An 18,363-nucleotide genomic window follows, 5' to 3' on the forward strand; every position below is an offset into this window, starting at 1 on the left:
ACAAAGTAACCATTCCATAGAACAAGTATAGAGAGCACATGTCTACAACCAAAGCTTGGCGTTCCGCCATCCTACATTGCATTGCAAATCCAAATGAAGTCGGTAACGACAAGGCATTTGAGTATTTTCAAGATGGCTTACTCGTCGTCAAAGATGGTTTGATTTCTGCACTAGGCGACGCGGCCTCCCTGCTCGCTTCATTGGATGCTGAAATTGAAGTTGAACACCATCCCGACGCACTGATCATACCGGGCTTTATCGACACTCATATTCATTACCCCCAAAGCGATATGATTGCTTCCTATGGGGTACAGCTGTTGGACTGGCTTAATACTTACACCTTCCCCGAAGAAAGTAAGTTCGCCGACAAAGACTACGCCAGTGACGTCGCAGAGCGTTTTTTAACGGAACTGCTACGCAATGGCACCACCACAGCACTGGTTTTTGGCACGGTGCACAAGCAATCTGTTGAGGCCTTTTTCGAAGCTGCTGAGCAACGGGATCTGCGCATGATATGCGGCAAAGTCATGATGGATCGACATGCGCCAGAGTATCTAACGGATACCCCTGAAAGCAGTTACCAAGACTCTAAAGCGCTGATTGAAACATGGCATGAAAAAGGCCGTTTGCATTACGCAGTCACACCACGTTTTGCGCCGACCTCCACCCCTGAGCAACTCAACCAAGCGGGAAAACTGCTGAGCGAATTTGACAATCTATATCTACACACTCACCTTTCAGAAAACGTTAACGAGTGCGAGTGGGTGCAGCAACTGTTTCCAGAAGCCAAAAATTACCTCGATGTGTACGACCAGCACCAACTACTGAGTGAACGTTCTGTATTTGCCCACGGTATTCATTTGTGTGACCAAGAATACCAACGCCTTAGCGATACTGGCTCAGCCATTGCTTTTTGCCCAACGTCTAACCTATTCCTTGGCAGTGGTTTGTTTAATTTACAGAAAGCCGAATTTCATAAGGTCAATGTGGGCATGGGAACCGATGTCGGCGGCGGCACCAGCTTTTCCATGTTCAGCACCTTAAATGAGGCTTACAAAGTCATCCAGATGCAAGGTCAAAACTTGGATCCGATCAAGGCGTTTTATTTAGCCACCTTGGGCGGCGCAAAAGCACTTCGACTAGAAGACAAAATAGGCAACTTAGCGGTGGGCTCGGAAGCCGACTTTGTGATTTTAGATAAAACGGCTACTCCGCTGTTAAAAACACGATTGGAGCGCTCAAGCACCATTCAGGACACCTTATTCGCATTGATGATTTTGGCGGACGACCGTGCCATCAAGTCCACTTTTGCCATGGGGCAATGTGTTCATCAGCGCGATTAAATAGCGCTCAACTTGGTGCTGAAGCGCATTCAGCACCAAGCCTTTCTATTACAACACTAATCTGGAATAAACCTTGCTTGATAAAAGCATGTTTTTATCCAGAGTTGTATCACCTTTATGAAACACACCCCCAGTACGGAAGACTTTTTGTTGGCGGCAAAACAGTCTGAAATCAATGCGTTAAAGCAACTGATGATCAACAGCAGTTTAGTCGTCAACGTATCAGAACTGATTCATGCACTACAAAAAGAACGCGGATTATCAAACTCTTATCTCGTCTCAGAAGGCAAACGTTTAAAACAAGAACGAGAGGCGGAGCTCCCTGCTACCGACCAAGCCATAAGCGACTTTGGCCTTGCGTTACAGGAACTGGATCTTAAACGCTGTGGCAGCGCCACTATTCGACTGTACAACAGCCTCGCCTACGTCATGCATTCTTTAGATGATCTGCCCGCAATGCGGCGACAGATCAGTCGCCAAGAAATCTCCGCAACCACTAACACCAAATTTTTTAATCACTTAATTGCAGGGCTGCTGGCGGTAATTTTTGAGGCCGCGGATGTGTCCAATGACCCAGACATCACGAAAGTGTTAGTGGCACTGTTCAATTTTATGCAAGGTAAGGAATACGCAGGACAAGAGCGCGCTTGGGGCGTGATCGGATTTACTAAAGGCAACTTTTCCAACAGTGCTAAGGAGCAAATTCGTGCCTTAAATGAGGCCCAGTTTGGCTGCTTTGATATCTTCAACGATTTCGCCTCCATTCTACCGTCAGCTCAATGGCGCCAATTAGAAAGCGCTGATGCGGCGGTTGAAATGGAACGCATGCGCCAAATGATTGTGCGCTTTCGCCCAGATGACTCATTACCAAGTGCCATTGGAGAGGTCTGGTATCAGGCCGCCACCGCGCGCATTGACGGCATGCAAGAGATCGCTTACTTGATCACTCAGGAACTATCGAAGCTGTGCCAAGATAAAGTCCAGCAAGCCAGTGAAGAGCTGCGCCTACACCAAGAACATCTGGTCACCTTAGGCGAATACGAGGCTCCGCCCATGTCAGCCCTCACGGCGATGGATGCCAAAAGCTCACAGACCACGGTTGCCATTGGCCCGGGCGTCAATATCAATCTTGCTCACTCCCTCTATGAACTCGTGCAACGCCAAGCCGAGCATCTGCGCAAAGTCAGTGACGAGTTAAACAACGCTAAACAAACCTTGAATGAACGCAAACTGATTGAAAAAGCCAAAGGCATTTTGATGACGACCCAAAAAGTCAGCGAGGAAGCCGCTTATAAGCAGCTACGTCAAGCGGCTATGGACGGAAACAAGCGCATCATCGATATTGCGGAGAACATCATTAGTGTTTCCAGCATGCTGAAGGCTCATTAAAATGACAAAAAAGGTGCAAAATAACCCACCTTGCACTATTTTTGCTCAAGTTAATGCTGATCAAACAAGATCAACCTTAAGAAATCCGGTGTTTTCCTAGCATTATAAAGTTGGCATCTTGATTGCTTTGTATTTAAGTAAGTGAAGCTAATGTCGGCTTTGCCGACGATTTGGACAATGGCGTCCACAGATCTCGACTCAGTCGTTCTTCTGTGGGCGCTTTTTTTTGCTTGAGACCTGCTTTGCTTGAATAAGAATAACCGTGGTTAAGCAGTCTCCCCTTACCCCATTTGAGGAGAAACAGAATGTCGTATTTAATGCCTTCTGAATTTGTTAGCAAAATGGTTGATGCAGGTGAAGAAAAAATCTACATGTCGACCAAAGACACCTTGATACGCGCGTTTATGGCCGGTGCCATTTTGGCCCTAGCGGCGGTCTTTGCCATCACCGTCGCCATCAAAAGTGGTTCGCCTATTTTAGGTGCGTGTCTGTTCCCAGTTGGCTTTATCATGCTCTACTTGATGAAGTTCGACCTGCTGACCGGAGTGTTCACTTTGGTGCCACTGGCCTTGATCGATAAACGTCCTGGCTGCGATATGAAACAGCTACTGCGCAACTGGGGCTTGGTGTTCATTGGTAACTTTGCAGGGGCTCTGACGGTCGCTTTTCTGATCTCCTTCATTCTCACCTATGGTTACCACACCGATGGCGGTGTGATCGCTGAAAAAGTCAGCAGCATTGGCGAATCCCGTACGCTTGGCTACGCCGAATACGGTGTTGCTGGCTGGTTCACCATCTTCATCCGCGGCATGCTATGCAACTGGATGGTATCGATGGGTGTGGTTGGCGCTATGATTTCAACATCTGCCACCGGCAAAATGGCGGCCATGTGGATGCCGATTATGCTGTTCTTCTTTATGGGGTTTGAGCACTCCATCGTGAACATGTTCCTGTTCCCATTTTCAATGATCATGGGCGGTGACTTTACCTTCACGCAATACATTATTTGGAATGAAATCCCTACCGCTCTGGGCAACCTCGCGGGTGGTCTCTGTTTTGTGGCACTGCCGCTTTACTACACACACGTAAAGCAAAGTGCAAAACGCAAGGTCGCTCAACCGGCGGACATGAGTACCGAAGTCAAAGCATCCTTCTAATCTGTAAACATTGCGCTCTTACTGGTTTACCTGTGTTCGGTGCTCAGTTCTCTGGGCATCTTTTTTTATCTGAGGTTTTAGCACCATGAGTTCTAATCTAAGTGTTCGCATCGGTCAATGCTCGAGTGCTGGCCGTAAGCCAGTCAATCAGGACTGCCATGGCGCGCACATACCTACAGATAACTCGTTACAGAGTAAAGGCATCGCTATCGCCATTGCTGACGGCATTAGCTCTAGCGATGTGAGCCAATTTGCGAGTGCAGCCGCTGTACAAAGTTTTCTGTCTGATTACTACAGCACGTCAGAAGCTTGGTCTGTGAAAACCTCTGCCCAACGGGTCCTCACAGCACTCAATGCTTGGCTGTACTCGCAAACCCAACACAGTCATTTTGCTGGTGACATGAATCGAGGTTACATCTGCACCTTCAGCGCATTGGTGCTGAAATCCACCACTGGCTACGTGTTTCACAGTGGTGATAGTCGAATCTACAAGCTCTATCCAGACCGCTGGGAGCAGCTCACCAAGGATCACCGTTTTCAAGTCAACGCTCAGAAAAGCTATCTCACTCGCGCCTTAGGTATGGAACAGCAGCTAGAGTTTGACCATCGCAGTTTTTCATTGCGCCAAGGCGATGTCTTTGTATTAGCCACGGATGGGGTTTATGAGTTCATCAACCATCAAGATGTGCATCAGGCTTTTATGGATCATAAAGAAGACCTTAACCAAGCTGCCAAACACCTCGTACAACGGGCATTAGAGCGTGGCAGCCATGACAACCTGAGCATCCAATTGGTAGAAGTTCTACAGCTTGCCACAATGGATGAGCAGGAGGTATTAGGTCAGCTCACATCACTGCCCTTCCCTCCCGAGCTGGAAGCGCGAATGATGTTTGATGGTTATGAGATTGTACGCAAGATTCATATCAGCCCACGAAGCCATATTTTTATTGCGAAAGACAAGACTTCTGGCCAAAAACTAGTATTAAAAATACCCTCCATGGCGCTAAGAAATAACTTAAGTTACTTAGAGCGTTTTCTATTAGAAGAATGGATTGCTAGACGCCTCAACAGCGCTCATGTTTTGAAACCGATCACGTCTCAAAGAAAAGCCAATTACCTCTACACCGCTATGGAATATGTGGATGGCATTACCCTAAGGCAATGGATGGGAGATCATCCGACACCCGCCTTAGAGGACGTCCGTAATATCATCGAGCAAATTGCCCGTGGCCTGCGGGCGTTTCATCGCCATGAAATGCTGCACCAAGATCTGAAACCAGAAAACATAATGATTGACCAAAATGGCACCGTTAAAATCATTGATTTTGGTTCCGTGAGTGTGGCTGGCTTATCCGAAATCGACAACGCTATCGAGCATTTTCATATTTTGGGGACTGCGCAATATACCGCCCCAGAGTATTTTCTTGGACACAGCCCGAATGCTGCGGCCGATGTCTTTTCCCTTGGGGTCATTGCCTATGAAATGCTGACAGGAAAACTACCTTATGGCGTAGAACTGATCAAAACCCGAACGGAAAAACAACAAACAAGGCTGGGCGCCATACCGATCAACCTATTTGAAAAGCATCCCGCCGTGCCAAAATGGGTAGACGAAGCCATTCTAAAAGCCATTAATATTTCTCCATCCAAACGCTACCAAGAAGCGGATGAGTTTGCCTACGACTTACGCCATCCCAATAAGGCCTTTTTAAAAAAGACCAAGCCACCACTGATGGCTAGAAATCCGGTTAAATTTTGGCAAGGCCTGAGTGCACTACTCACCCTGTGTTGCGTTCTGTTGTTGTACCTTCTATCGAGCCAATAAGCCGATGACGATCAATGTCTAGGGGTACAAGCGCACAATACCTGATTTCCCTTCCATGTCGCCCACTATCCAAATTTTCTCGAAGGGATGATTGTCCGGCACGGTAATATGACCAATCAGTCCCTTAATATCTTCTTTGGTCCATTGTGGGTGAGCATTGCGGATAACTAACCAAACACGCTTAGAGTGATAAGTCTTACCGGCTTTATTGATCAGGATTCTATTCAACGCTTTCAGCATCCGCTCATCAACTTCCTGATCAAGGGAATGCAATTCTTGCTTCGTCTGCTCCGTCAAATAGCGCCCCAAAATCGCCATAGCTTCTGCTTCTGAGCCATATAAGTGAGCGATTTCAAGGTCTAAGCGCTCACCCTCAAACAGACAAGACACATCTGGACGCTGGGGCTGATTATGCCAAATATGGCGAATTCTCTTGCCCGTATTGGTTTCATACCATCGCATAAACAGCTTGGCAGCTTCATGCTCTAGCTGAATTTTCTCATGTTCACTTCGCTGACCATCAGCCACACCCGACATGACAACTCCTAATCAAGGTCATTTCGATACCATTGATACTAAATCAAAACGCCCCGCTCTTCACTTTCTTACGATATACAACAATAACTTGGCGCTGATTGGGGGAATTCTTTTATAATCCCGAGCCTTAAATCACGGTAGCAACAGGGTTCATCAGCATGCGTAAAACGGATAAAAAACTAGAAAACCAAATTCGCGTAACCCTTACCGAGCTATGTGACGAGTTGTTGGATTTAGAATTGGGCTTTGCATGGCTTACCCATTTGGTTGATTACGATCGCTTTCCACACAGTCTAAAGATCGTCTGTGTATTCGACTCCACCCAAGCCCAACAGGACTTTGCACAGAGTCCCCACTGCGCACAGCTACAAAGCGCTCTTCAAGCTCGCCTAAAATCTCTGAACATCAGCCTTAAAGACATCAGCAAACACCTTTTTCTAGATAACGAGGAGGCCTGTGAACGCACGCACCAAGGTCGGTGGGCTGATCGTCTACGCCAGCACTAGTGAGCATTTGAGGCGGTCTTAGCCTAAATGATGACGCTCTATTGACGGGCTGAGGCGTTTCACACAAACACCCGCTTTCGCTTAAACATTCTTTACATTAGCCAGTTCGTCTCCCAATTCATCACACTTTTTTTGCACTTAATCTCGGCGTTTCTACTCTAGTATAAAACCTGTTCACAAAATCAAACTGGCTTTATAGGAGATAATACTATGTTGGGTTGGACGCTAATGTTTTTGATTGTAGCGCTTATTGCAGGTGCTTTAGGTTTTACTGGTATCGCTGGTGCAAGTGTGGGAATTGCTAAGGTTCTATTCTTTATCTTCCTGATCCTGATGATACTGTCTGCTGTGATTCATGTTTTGCGCGGAAAAAAACCGCTATAAATTAGCAGAATATCTAAGCCCGCTGAAAAGCTTTTCAGCGGGCTTTTTGCGTGAAAAGTTTCCAATATTTGACACTTTCCGTTTACAAAGCTCACGTATGATAAAGGACTCTTCAAGCTAACCTAGGAAAAGGACATGAAAAATCTCATGAGTTGCAAAGTACTGCTTCCCTCCCTTTTAGGAATGTCTCTAACAGGCCTGACTCAGGCAGCTGAATTCGATGCTACCTTGGGCGCGACTGGCTTATGGCTTCAGAATCATGTGGTGGGAGAAGATGATGCCAAAGAGATATGGCCGTATATCAACCTATCCTACGGCGCAGCGCGCTTCAATACTCATGGCCTAGGCCTTCAGACTGATCTTGACGCAACCAATACTGTAGGCGCTTTTGTAACGCTACGCCGTTCCCCTATCGATGTAGATGACAACAACATTTTGCGCAACTTTCGTGACCGTAAAGACGCTGCAGAACTGGCCTTGAACTGGTCAACCAAATTAGCAACCATGGACATTAGCACCACCCTAGCCACCGATATCAGCGATCGCCACGATGGCTATGAGGCAAAAGTTAAAGCCGCTAAATCTTATAAGACCCAAGCGGGCGTCTTTATTCCAGCGCTAACCCTTGCCTATCTGTCAGAAGACCTCGTTGACTATTACTATGGCGTCAGTGCTGCAGAAGCAAGCAGCTCTAGCTTTGCCGCTTATCAAGGCGATGACACTTTGGTTAGTCGCGCTCAATTAACTCATGTGTTCCCGATAGGCGAGCATTGGCAAACCATCACCAATGTTAGTTACATCAATCTTGGTAGCGGTATTAAGGACAGCTCCATCGTTGAACGTTCCGATGTATGGGGTGGCAGCCTAACGGTGGCCTATAAGTTTTAAGAGAAAACGATGATTGCCTGAAAAGGCGGTGTTGCTGGGGCGCTTTTTGCTCTAGACTGCAAAGACCAACCTAACGGAGGCGCTTATGAAAAAACTCAAGAATGAAGCTCAGCTCGTTAAGAAAGCTCTGCAAGTCGGTGAGTCTTACGCCCAGAAACGCGGTTATGCTGCCTTTTCAGCCGACACCTCAGCCAATCAAAAAGTAGAGTCTCTGTACCGTTTATTAGTGCTTGATAAGCTCGTGGTCGCCCTACCGCCCGATAAAGAAGACCTCCCAGGCATGAAACACAAATTGGCAATTTGGATCGACCGTACCCTGCCGGCAGATCACCCTTTAAAGCTTGCCAGCTAACCACCACAAGCAACCAAAAATGGGCTCAATTAGAGCCCATTTTTATGATGCAATGTAAATAGCACTAAACGTCGAGCTGATCTAATAGCACAGCCGTTTGCTGCAGGGCAGCGATACCTTGCACTGGCGTTGGCAGCAATGGTATTGCATGTTGCAGCGTATGCAGCGCTTGCACCGGATGACTCTCAGGCGATACCTGATTGACCAGCAAGGTATGCACCGGCAGTGCTTTTGCTTGCCATGCCAGCAATAGCGCCTGAGCTTGGCCAACTGAATCAGATTCTGGAGTTAATACCAGCATAAACGCTGTATTGTCTGCATCTTGGAAGCGCTGGTAACAGCGATCAAACAGCGCCCGCTGCTCCGCAGAAGCGGAATCTAGTGTATTGGCTTGGGCATACGGCGATGAGTCGAAAATCACTAGATCGTAATAATCTTCTGCGTCTTCAATTAAGCTACAGAGACGGTCAAATAGAGTCGCTTGATCAGTCGTATTCACTTCTAAAGCATGAACCCCAGCACAGACCGCTGCGCCTTGCTCGCCAATTTCCCAAGCAAACGCGGCACTTAAACTGTTGTCGCCATCCGTTGACACCACCAACACACGTTTACCACGGCGCGAGGCTAACAACGCCAACGCCGCTGCAATAGTCGTCTTGCCCGCACCGCTACAACCGCCGACAAAAAATAAACGTTTATCTGTTATCAAAGACATGCACACCTCGATCGGAATATTTTTGTTTTACGACATCATAAACGGATCGACGGCAATTGGGTTACCTTGTGAGAGCAAGGTGCCGTCATTTCGATACGAATAACGACACCTCTTTGCATCAAGACTGGCTTGAGTTGCTACTTGAGCGAGTACGTTTACGTGGTGTGCGAGTCGAATTGGATGCGCTATCCGCTGATTTACTCGATGCCGGTTTATTATCTGTGCCTTGACGAGGCTGACGCGGTTTTGGCGCACGGTTTTGTGGTGCATTACCCTTTGCGCCGTCACTTTGCGGCTTTCTCGGTGCAGGCTTGCGATTCGAAGGTTTCTTCGTATTGGCTGACGCCTCTGAAGTCACGTTACCCTGCCCAGTTTGATCTGTCTTGGGTGTCTTTGGTTTTTTTGGCTTCTTAGGTTTAATCGGTCGTGTATCCAATTTAGAAGCTTGTAAGCGATTCGTTGGCGGGAACGTCGCATCTACATGACGTTCAATCAGTTCACCAATCACACGCTCAATGGCAAACAGCTCGGTAATGTCTTCTTCAGTAACAAAAGACACGGCGTGGCCGGTTTCACCCGCACGCCCCGTACGACCAATACGATGAACGTAATCTTCCGGTACTTTTGGCAGATCAAAGTTCACTACGTACGGCAGCTGGCTGATATCGATACCGCGGGCAGCGATATCGGTCGCCACTAATACTTGCACGGCACCAGATTTAAAATCTGCCAAGGCTTTGGTGCGCGCATTCTGGCTCTTATCTCCATGGATCGCAGCGGCCGTGATGTCTTTGGCATTTAACATACGTGCAATGCGGTTAGCACCGTGTTTGGTCTTTGAAAATACCAACACCTGACGCCAGCCTTCTTGCTTGATCAAATGAATCAGCAGCTTAGTTTTATCAGACTTATCAACCTCAAATACCTGATGGCTGATGGTCGCCGCCTTAGTATTCGCCGGAGAAACTGATACTTCTTCAGGATCATTAACAAAGCGCTCAGCCAACTCTTTGATAGGATCAGAAAAAGTCGCTGAAAACAGTAGCGTCTGGCGCTTTTTGGGAACCAAGGCAACAATCTTTTTCAGGTCATTAATAAAGCCCATGTCCAACATACGGTCGGCTTCATCCAACACTAAGATTTCCAAGCGATCCAGCTTAAGAGCATTCTGCTGGTGCAAATCCAGTAAACGCCCTGGCGTTGCCACCAACACATCCACACCACCACGCAGCTTTAGCATCTGCGGATTGATCTTCACACCACCGTACACCACCGCACTTTTCAGCGGCAAATGCTTACTGTACAAGGCCACGTTATCCGCCACCTGTTGCGCCAACTCACGAGTCGGAGTTAACACCAACGCACGCACTTGGTTATTTCGCGCCCCTTGACCAGTTAACAAATTTTGCAGCATCGGCAAAGTAAAACCCGCCGTTTTACCCGTCCCCGTCTGCGCCGCCGCCATCAAATCCTGACCAGACAACACCACCGGAATGGCCTGCTGCTGAATCGGGCTAGGAGTCGTGTACCCCTTCTCTTTTAAGGCTTTTAAAATACGTGCGTCTAATCCGAGGGACTCAAAATTCATTAGGTTACTCAATCAATGATAGGAAGGCGCGAAGCTTACCCTTTGTGGGTGGGATTTGCGAAGGGTTTTGTTTTTTAAAACGCACTACGGATTGCAACAATCGCTTTGTTTTTTTTCAGTCTATAAAAAAGCATGTAGCACGCAGCCCCATAATATCTTGGACAAAGTCGATTTTCTTAACCTTTTCTGACGGTTTCATCAATAACAATGATTGGTTTAAGACGCTAAATTAAGGGACATGTAACGAATGCTTTTTATTGGAGAAAAATGAATTCCTCACAGATTAAACAGTGTGCATCAGGGATAGTGGCGTTACTTTCGCTCAGTGCGTGTGCACAAACACCCTCTTATTCAACATATCAATATAATGGTAAAGAGTACTTTCATGTGCCCTATACACTCACCGTCGATAACATGGTTGATGTTGAGTCAATCTCAACGGAGCAATTAATCACTGATGGCGGGCAATTTGAAATCTTGATAAAAAAAGAGGCTTTTCCGATTAGGGCACCAAACCGTCAAGCAAACATTATTGCTCGCATGCCATGGACCGATCAAAAAGAGAAGCTAAACAGCCGTATCGCAGCATACAACGACATTAAATCTGTACTGACTGGCGAAGCAACTGGCACTGACGTTGTGCTGGAGCTTAACCCTTATGTTGATCAAGATGAAAATGGCCCCTATCTAACCCAATGCAATGTTTTTTTTAGAGTACATCAAGGACAATACATCAATCATTTGGGCGAGCCTACCGAATAAAGCCTCAGAGACTCTGGAAACAGATCGCTTGGATATCAAGGGATCTGTCCTTTTAAGCTGTTGCTATTTCATGGTTATCCAGTCATTCCACATCGCTGCTTGTCAGGGTACACTCATCCACTATATCAATGACACAGTGGAAAAGGATTTTACGGCAGTATGGCAGCGCCTCAATCGAACTTTGCTTTTCTAAAAGGCCACAACGATTTTCTTTTCTCTATTGCGCAAGCGGCAGAGAAGAACTATCCCGATGATCCAAATACCACGTTAGTAAAACTACGAATATTCGGTGAATATGTAGCGAATCATCTGGGCAAACTGCTGAATATTGAGCCACAAGAAACCCAGTTCAAATTACTCGAAGCCATCCAGCGTAAAACCAACGTCGATCAAACCATCCTCGATGTGTTCCATAATCTGCGTCGTATCGGTAACGATGCCGTGCACAAGTATCACGACGATCTAAGCGATGCGGAAATGTGCTTGCGCTTAGCGTTTCGCCTAGCGATTTGGTACTACCGCCTGATTAGCCAAGATAAGGATTTCGCTGCACCGCTGTTTCGACTGCCCAGCAAGCGAACGGAACAAGACACGCAAGCGTACGAGCAAGAACTCGCACAGCTAAAGCAGGCACTTGCCGAAGCAGAACAGACAGCTAAGCAAAACGATCAAGCCAGCCAAGCCGAGATCGACGCACAGCAGGCTGAACTAGCACAGTTAAAAGGTCGTTTATCCGTCTTTGAAAGCAAAGAGCAAGAGACTCAAGCACAAAGCGACGCCCGTATTGCCGCCCTTGAAGCACAGCTAAATGCGAAGGAAGCAGAACTCGCGAAGTTAAGCGAAACAGATCGCCAAGTCTTCCATAAAACCGCCCTAACTCAAGCCAATCGCAACAAACTGGATTTAAGCGAAGCAGAGACGCGCTACTTAATTGATGAACAACTACGACTTGCTGGCTGGGAAGCTGACACGCAAAAGCTCACCTACAGTCAAGGTACGCGCCCACAAGTGGGCCGCAACATGGCGATTGCCGAATGGCCGACTGCTATCGACGAAACCGGCAACATCGGCTTCGCGGACTATGTATTATTTATCGGATTACGGCCTGTAGGCGTCGTAGAAGCCAAGCGCTACAACATCGATGTGGAAAGCAAACTCAACGAAGCCTACCGCTACAGCCGCACCTTTGACGCACTGGCTTACCAAGCAGAGCTTGAACAACGAGCAGCCAACGACGTAGACTTGCTGGCGCACGTTAGCGAGCTGAAAATCAATCAGTATCAAGCAAACGGCTTTCAGATTCCGTTTTGTTTCTCGGCCAATGGTCGCAGCTACAGCGCCGCCATGAAAAGCAAAAGTGGCATTTGGTATCGCGATACCCGCATTGACACCAACCAGCCAGACGCACTGCCCCAGTGGTTCACGCCTGAGGAATTACAGAGCAAGCTGGCGCAAGCCATTGGTCAACGTAATCAGTGGTTCTCTAGTCACCCTGACATGAGTGATCTTGGCTTACGCTATTACCAAGAAGATGCTGTACGAGCAGTGGAACAAGCCGTTGTATCCGGTCAACGCAGCGCTCTTTTAGCCATGGCGACCGGCACGGGCAAAACCCGAACTGCCATCGCCATCATGTATCGCATGATCCAATCCCAACGCTTCAAACGCGTCTTATTTTTGGTGGATCGTCGCTCTTTAGGCAATCAAGCGGTGGGCTCGTTTGACGACACACGTATTCAGAGTCAGTCTTTTAACAGCATCTTTAATATTAAAGGGCTGACGGATCGCTTCCCCGAAGACAGTACCAAAATCCATGTGGCCACGGTGCAATCCTTGGTGAAACGCGTTTTGCAAAGCGATGAATTTATCCCCGTTGGTTTATACGATGCCATTATCGTCGATGAAGCCCATCGTGGTTATATTCTCGATAAAGAGCAAACGGAAGGCGAGTTAGAATTCCGTGACCAGCGCGAGTATATGTCCGCCTATCGCCGTGTGATCGATCAGTTTGATGCGTTCAAACTCGCGCTAACCGCCACACCAGCGTTGCATACGACTCAGATTTTTGGCATTCCGATTTATAAGTATTCCTACCGGACTGCGGTGATCGATGGTTACCTAAATGACTACCAGCCACCAATTAAGATCAACACCGAGCTGAATTCACAAGACGTGGTGTTTGCCAAAGGTGAGCAAGTGGAGCGTTTGGAGGTATCCGGGCAATTAGTGCTCGATACCCTAGAAGACGAGCAACATTTCGACGTCGAACAGTTCAATAAAACCATCATCTTGCCCAACTTCACCAACGCCATTTGTGGCGAGTTGACCAACTGGCTCGATCCCACTAGCCAGCAGAAGACCTTGATCTTTTGTGTCAACAACGAACACGCAGACGCGGTGGTCGCTGCCCTACGGGACGCATTTTTAAACTCAGGTAATCCTAAATATGCTCAGCTTGAATACGACGCGATCATGAAGATCACCGGTAATGCAGATAAAGACGCCAACAAGGTACAAAGTCTGATTACCCGCTTTGAGAAAGAGCGCCTGCCCAATATCGTCGTCACCGTGGACCTATTAACCACCGGCATCGACATTCCGAGCATCTGTAACTTGGTCTTTATGCGCAAAGTACGCAGCCGGATTTTGTATGAGCAAATGAAAGGCCGTGCCACACGTCTGTGTCCAGAAGTGGGTAAAACCAGCTTCCGCATTTTTGACGCGGTGGATGTGTTTTCGACGCTGGAAACCGTCGATACCATGAAGGCCGTCGTCGTGCGCCCTAATGTCACCTTGCCCACCTTGGTCGCTGAAATCAGCGATGACAAGACCTACGATGTGATAGAAAGCAACGGTCAATCGTTTGCAGACAACAGCCATGAACAACTGGTGTCGAAATTACAGCGGGTGATCACCCAAGCGACCTACCAAAAAGATCGTAGCCGCGAGGTGGAGCAACACGTCCAACATTTGGACGAGCGTCTAAAAAATATCGCCGGCTGCACCTTTGCGCAGTTTGCTAACACGATCAAAAACCAAGGCCCACGCCAAGCGGCCCAATACTTCGCGCAATTGCCCAACTTTATTGAGCAAATCGACGACCTCAAGCGCACCTTAAACAGCCTACGCGACCGCCCTATTTTTAGCGATATGGAAGACAAGGTGATCGGCGTGGAAACCCTCTACGGGGACTACAACCAACCCGACGACTTTCTCAATGCCTTCGACCAGTTGGTCACCGACAATGTAAACCGATTGGCGGCGCTCGATGCGGTGGTCAATCGCCCGCGGGATCTGACCCGTAAAGGGTTGGTCGAGCTGCAAGAATGGTTCGATGCCAAGCACTTTGACGAATCGGCGCTACAAACCGCATGGAAGCAGAAAACCAACCAAGATATTGCTGCTAAGCTGGTCGGACATATTCGCCGCGCCAGTATGAAAAACCCACAATTGCTGCCCTTTGATGAACGTGTCGATCATGCGCTCGATAAAATCAAAACGGAGCAAGATTGGAATACCGTGCAGATCAAATGGCTTGACCGCCTTGCCAGCTCCATTAAAGACAAAGTCGTGCTCGACGACGATGTTTATAAAATCGGAAACTACCGACGCGATGGCGGCAAACGCAAGCTACAAGAAGCCCTGAATAACGAGCTGGATGAGATTTTGCAAAAATTTAACGAGTACATCTGGGACGACCTCGCCTAGCTCGGTATCATACGCCCCAAATTTCCCTAACGCGGCTTAGCCAATCATTGGCTAAGCCCAATGGATCTAATTCAATCGCTGTATTAATAGAGACGTTTTATGAACAACAATGAGCTGGTCGCCAAACTCTGGAAACTGTGCGACAACCTACGTGATGGTGGTGTGTCCTACCAAAACTACGTCAACGAACTGGCTTCTTTACTGTTTATAAAAATGTGTGAGCAAACCGGCCAAGAAGACGACCTCTTACCTGAAGGCTACCGCTGGAAAGACCTCAAAGGCAAAGTGGGTATTGAACAGCATCGCTTTTATAAATCCCTATTAAACAAGCTCGACGGTGATCATCATGCCATCGTGCAGGCGATCTTCTTGAACGCGACCACCACCATTACCCAGCCCGCCCAGCTCACCGAGTTGATCGACAGCATGGACAAGCTCGACTGGTACGACAACGACGGTACGGGCAAAGCCCGTGATGACTTCGGTGATATGTACGAGGGCTTACTGCAGCGCAACGCCAATGAAACCAAGTCTGGCGCAGGGCAATCTATACCCCACGCCCGTTGATCAGCGCCATTGTTGAACTCATGAAGCCACAACCGCGCGAGATTATCCAAGACCCAGCGGCAGGCACCGCAGGCTTCTTAATCGAAGCGGACAAGTACATCAAAGCCCATACAGATAACTTAGATGGATTGAGTGACGACGATGCAGAATTCCAGCGCAGTCGTGCTTTTGTAGGCTTAGAACTGGTGCCAGAAACCCGCCGCTTGGCCCTTATGAACTGTCTATTGCACGACATTGATGGCGACAGCGAACACGGCGCGATTCGCCTTGGCAACACGCTTGGTGCCGATGGCAGCAGCATTCCAAAGGCCAATGTGGTGCTATCCAACCCACCGTTTGGCAGCGCCGCCAGCACCAATATCACCCGTAAATTTGTCCATCAGACGGGCAATAAACAGCTGTGCTTTATGCAGCATATTATCGAGACTCTAGAGCCCGGTGGTCGCGCCGCGGTGGTGATCCCCGATAACGTATTGTTTGAAGGGGGCAAAGGCACCGATATTCGCCGCGATCTGATGAACAAGTGCAACCTGCATACGATTTTGCGTTTGCCCACTGGTATTTTCTACGCCGCGGGCGTGAAAACCAATGTGCTGTTTTTCCAAAAAGGCACCCCAGACAACCCACATCAAGACACGAATTGCACTCAAGCCACATGGGTCTACGATATGCGTACCAATATGCAAACCTTTGGTAAGCGCCGCATGCTGACCGATGATCATTTTAAGGGCTTTATCGCTGCCTATGGCGAAGACGCCAACGGCCAGTCTCCTCGGGTCGAGGGCGTCTATACACAACTAGGGGAAATCGACGGGCTATCTACCGACGAAGGTGACGACACCGCCCGCTGGCGCGTGTTTAGCCGCGACTACATTCGCGAACAAAAAGGCGACAGCCTAGACATCTCATGGATCAAAGACCTCGAAGCCAGCAGCGCCGAAAACCTACCCGAGCCCGATATATTAGCTGGCGAAGCTATGGTAGAGCTCACCGAAGCCATGAGCGAACTTTACCAACTGATGCAAGCCCTCGGTGCCGACGATGAAGCCGAAGCGCAAAAGCAACTGCTTGAACAAGCCTTTGGTTTAGAGGAAAAAGCGGTAGAAGACACGCCAGAGCATAGCGAACCCAAAGACCAAGCTGAGTTATTGGGAGGCCAAGCGTGAGCGAATTACCAAAGGGGTGGATGAAAACTACGCTGGGGAAGATAGTTGACTATGGCCGCACAGAAAAAGCCAACATAGGCGATATATCAAACGATACGTGGGTGCTTGAACTAGAAGATATAGAGAAAAACTCATCAAAACTTTTAAATAAGATTAGCTTTTCGGAGCGACAACCTAAGAGCTCTAAAAACTTGTTTAAGGCTGGTGATGTCCTATATGGAAAACTCCGCCCATATTTGAATAAAGTTATTATTGCTTCTGAAGATGGAATTTGTACCTCTGAAATCGTTCCACTAAGAGCGGAAAAAGGCTTAGTTGAAGGGCGCTTCTTATTCTATTGGTTGAAAGGCATAGAGTTCAGGAATTATGTGAATGCAGTTAGTTATGGTGTAAATATGCCTAGACTAGGTACAAAAGATGGTAAGCAAGCCCCTTTTGTTCTTGCTCCTCTAGCCGAGCAAAAACGCATCGTTGAAAAGCTGGATCAAGCCTTAGCGCAGGTAGACACCATTAAAGCCCGCCTCGACGGCATCCCTGCCATCCTGAAACGCTTCCGCCAATCCGTCCTCGCCGCCGCCGTGAGTGGGAAATTGACGGAGAAGTGGAGAGAAGAAAATAAGACGGCCAAAGTTAACTTTAATGAAATTAAGTTAATAAAAGAAAACTTAATTAACAACAAAGCAATTAAAAAAGATCTAGTAGCTAAAAAAGGACACTTGTCATATTCAGCACCTAAAGAATGGTTATGTGTAAAGCTAAGTAGTGTCGCTCTGAAAATAACTGATGGTGAGCACAAAACACCAAAACGAGAAGAATCTGGACACTATTTATTATCTGCTAGAAATGTAAGAGACGGTTATATAGCCTTGGATAATGTCGATTACGTCGGCAATGATGAGTTTTTAAAACTAAGAAAACGTTGTGATCCGAACAAAGGTGATATTTTAATTTCTTGCTCAGGTTCTGTTGGAAGAGTCTGCTTAGTGGATGAAGATGATAAATATGTGATGGTAAGAAGTGCTGCTCTTGTAAGAGGTATTGACGAAATTATTTTTAATAAGTATTTGATGTTAGCTTTACAATCGCCACTGCTTCAAAAAAACATTGAAGATAGTTCAAGATCCACTGCTCAATCTAATCTGTTTCTAGGGCCCATAAAAGAGTTAGATATTCCACTGCCATCTATTACAGAACAAACCGAAATCGTTCGCCTTGTGGATCAATACTTTGCCTTTGCCAATACCATCGAAGCCCAAGTGCAAAAAGCCCAACAGCGAGTCGATAAACTGACCCAATCCATCTTAGCCAAGGCATTTCGTGGCGAGTTGGTGCCACAAGATCCAAGCGACGAACCCGCCGACGAACTACTGAAACGCATCGCCACCGCCCGCGCCGAGGCGGAAGCGCTGGCAAAAGCGGCAAAGAAAGCAGGCAAGAAAACTACTGGTCGCGCCGCTAAGACGTTACAATGATGGC

16 protein-coding genes are annotated in these 18,363 nt (G+C 47.7%); 13 read left to right on the plus strand and 3 right to left on the minus strand.

Going from position 1 to position 18,363, the window contains the following annotated elements; genetic code table 11:
- The first annotated feature begins 38 nt into the window (after nucleotides 1-38).
- The 4 genes from guaD (at nucleotide 39) to ASC49_RS00445 (ending at nucleotide 5,714) form a co-directional block, all read left to right on the plus strand.
- Entirely contained in the window at nucleotides 39-1,343 is a 1,305-nt protein-coding gene (gene guaD, locus ASC49_RS00430; RefSeq protein ID WP_055461241.1) for a guanine deaminase, read from the plus strand.
- A gap of 117 nt (nucleotides 1,344-1,460) precedes the next feature.
- On the plus strand, nucleotides 1,461-2,732 hold the full coding sequence (locus tag ASC49_RS00435; RefSeq protein ID WP_055461242.1) for a nitrate regulatory protein: 1,272 nt from the start codon (nucleotides 1,461-1,463) through the stop codon (nucleotides 2,730-2,732).
- A 305-nt stretch (nucleotides 2,733-3,037) separates the two neighbouring features.
- Entirely contained in the window at nucleotides 3,038-3,889 is an 852-nt protein-coding gene (locus ASC49_RS00440; protein ID WP_055461243.1) for a formate/nitrite transporter family protein, read from the plus strand.
- A gap of 85 nt (nucleotides 3,890-3,974) precedes the next feature.
- On the plus strand, nucleotides 3,975-5,714 hold the full coding sequence (locus ASC49_RS00445) for a bifunctional protein-serine/threonine kinase/phosphatase (RefSeq protein WP_055461244.1): 1,740 nt from the start codon (nucleotides 3,975-3,977) through the stop codon (nucleotides 5,712-5,714).
- A gap of 18 nt (nucleotides 5,715-5,732) precedes the next feature.
- Here the strand turns inward: ASC49_RS00445 and ASC49_RS00450 are convergent, their stop codons facing one another.
- The gene (locus tag ASC49_RS00450; protein ID WP_211261996.1) at nucleotides 5,733-6,251 is read right to left on the minus strand and encodes a hypothetical protein; all 519 of its coding nucleotides are present in this window, start codon (nucleotides 6,249-6,251) and stop codon (nucleotides 5,733-5,735) included.
- A 158-nt stretch (nucleotides 6,252-6,409) separates the two neighbouring features.
- Between ASC49_RS00450 and ASC49_RS00455 the strand changes: the two genes are divergently transcribed.
- From ASC49_RS00455 to ASC49_RS00465, 4 genes are all read left to right on the plus strand, one after another.
- Nucleotides 6,410-6,757 (plus strand): hypothetical protein, encoded by a 348-nt coding sequence (locus ASC49_RS00455; RefSeq protein WP_055461245.1) that lies wholly within the window; start codon nucleotides 6,410-6,412, stop codon nucleotides 6,755-6,757.
- A gap of 210 nt (nucleotides 6,758-6,967) precedes the next feature.
- The gene (locus tag ASC49_RS19540; protein WP_072242006.1) at nucleotides 6,968-7,141 is read left to right on the plus strand and encodes a DUF1328 domain-containing protein; all 174 of its coding nucleotides are present in this window, start codon (nucleotides 6,968-6,970) and stop codon (nucleotides 7,139-7,141) included.
- 135 nt (nucleotides 7,142-7,276) lie between these two features.
- On the plus strand, nucleotides 7,277-8,029 hold the full coding sequence (locus ASC49_RS00460; RefSeq protein WP_055461246.1) for a MipA/OmpV family protein: 753 nt from the start codon (nucleotides 7,277-7,279) through the stop codon (nucleotides 8,027-8,029).
- Between the two features lie 85 nt (nucleotides 8,030-8,114).
- Nucleotides 8,115-8,381, plus strand: coding sequence for a DUF5062 family protein (locus tag ASC49_RS00465; protein WP_055461247.1), 267 nt, complete (start codon nucleotides 8,115-8,117; stop codon nucleotides 8,379-8,381).
- Nucleotides 8,382-8,445: 64 nt separating this feature from the next.
- Here ASC49_RS00465 and ASC49_RS00470 read toward each other — a convergent pair whose 3' ends face one another.
- Together ASC49_RS00470 and ASC49_RS00475 are read right to left on the minus strand one after the other, a co-directional pair.
- Nucleotides 8,446-9,096 carry an ArsA family ATPase gene (locus ASC49_RS00470; protein ID WP_055461248.1) on the minus strand — a complete coding sequence of 217 codons (651 nt, stop codon included), beginning with the start codon at nucleotides 9,094-9,096 and terminating at the stop codon, nucleotides 8,446-8,448.
- Between the two features lie 118 nt (nucleotides 9,097-9,214).
- Nucleotides 9,215-10,684: a DEAD/DEAH box helicase gene (locus tag ASC49_RS00475; RefSeq protein ID WP_055461249.1), complete on the minus strand. Its 1,470-nt coding sequence runs from the start codon at nucleotides 10,682-10,684 to the stop codon at nucleotides 9,215-9,217.
- A 267-nt stretch (nucleotides 10,685-10,951) separates the two neighbouring features.
- Between ASC49_RS00475 and ASC49_RS00480 the strand changes: the two genes are divergently transcribed.
- From ASC49_RS00480 to ASC49_RS00495, 5 genes are all read left to right on the plus strand, one after another.
- Nucleotides 10,952-11,446 carry a hypothetical protein gene (locus ASC49_RS00480; RefSeq protein WP_055461250.1) on the plus strand — a complete coding sequence of 165 codons (495 nt, stop codon included), beginning with the start codon at nucleotides 10,952-10,954 and terminating at the stop codon, nucleotides 11,444-11,446.
- 159 nt (nucleotides 11,447-11,605) lie between these two features.
- A complete protein-coding gene (hsdR, locus tag ASC49_RS00485) occupies nucleotides 11,606-15,154 on the plus strand; it encodes a type I restriction-modification system endonuclease (RefSeq protein ID WP_055461251.1) in 3,549 nt (1,182 codons plus the stop codon).
- 99 nt (nucleotides 15,155-15,253) lie between these two features.
- On the plus strand, nucleotides 15,254-15,721 hold the full coding sequence (locus tag ASC49_RS20150; protein ID WP_281175751.1) for a type I restriction-modification system subunit M N-terminal domain-containing protein: 468 nt from the start codon (nucleotides 15,254-15,256) through the stop codon (nucleotides 15,719-15,721).
- A gap of 20 nt (nucleotides 15,722-15,741) precedes the next feature.
- Nucleotides 15,742-16,887, plus strand: a complete 1,146-nt coding sequence (locus tag ASC49_RS00490) for an N-6 DNA methylase (protein ID WP_281175752.1) — start codon at nucleotides 15,742-15,744, stop codon at nucleotides 16,885-16,887.
- A complete protein-coding gene (locus ASC49_RS00495) occupies nucleotides 16,884-18,359 on the plus strand; it encodes a restriction endonuclease subunit S (RefSeq protein WP_072242007.1) in 1,476 nt (491 codons plus the stop codon). Before ASC49_RS00490 ends, ASC49_RS00495 begins: the two co-directional genes overlap by 4 nt.
- Nucleotides 18,360-18,363 lie beyond the last annotated feature (4 nt).

Origin of the sequence: Marinomonas fungiae (assembly GCF_001418205.1) — a bacterium.
In the GTDB taxonomy this organism is placed as follows: domain Bacteria; phylum Pseudomonadota; class Gammaproteobacteria; order Pseudomonadales; family Marinomonadaceae; genus Marinomonas; species Marinomonas fungiae.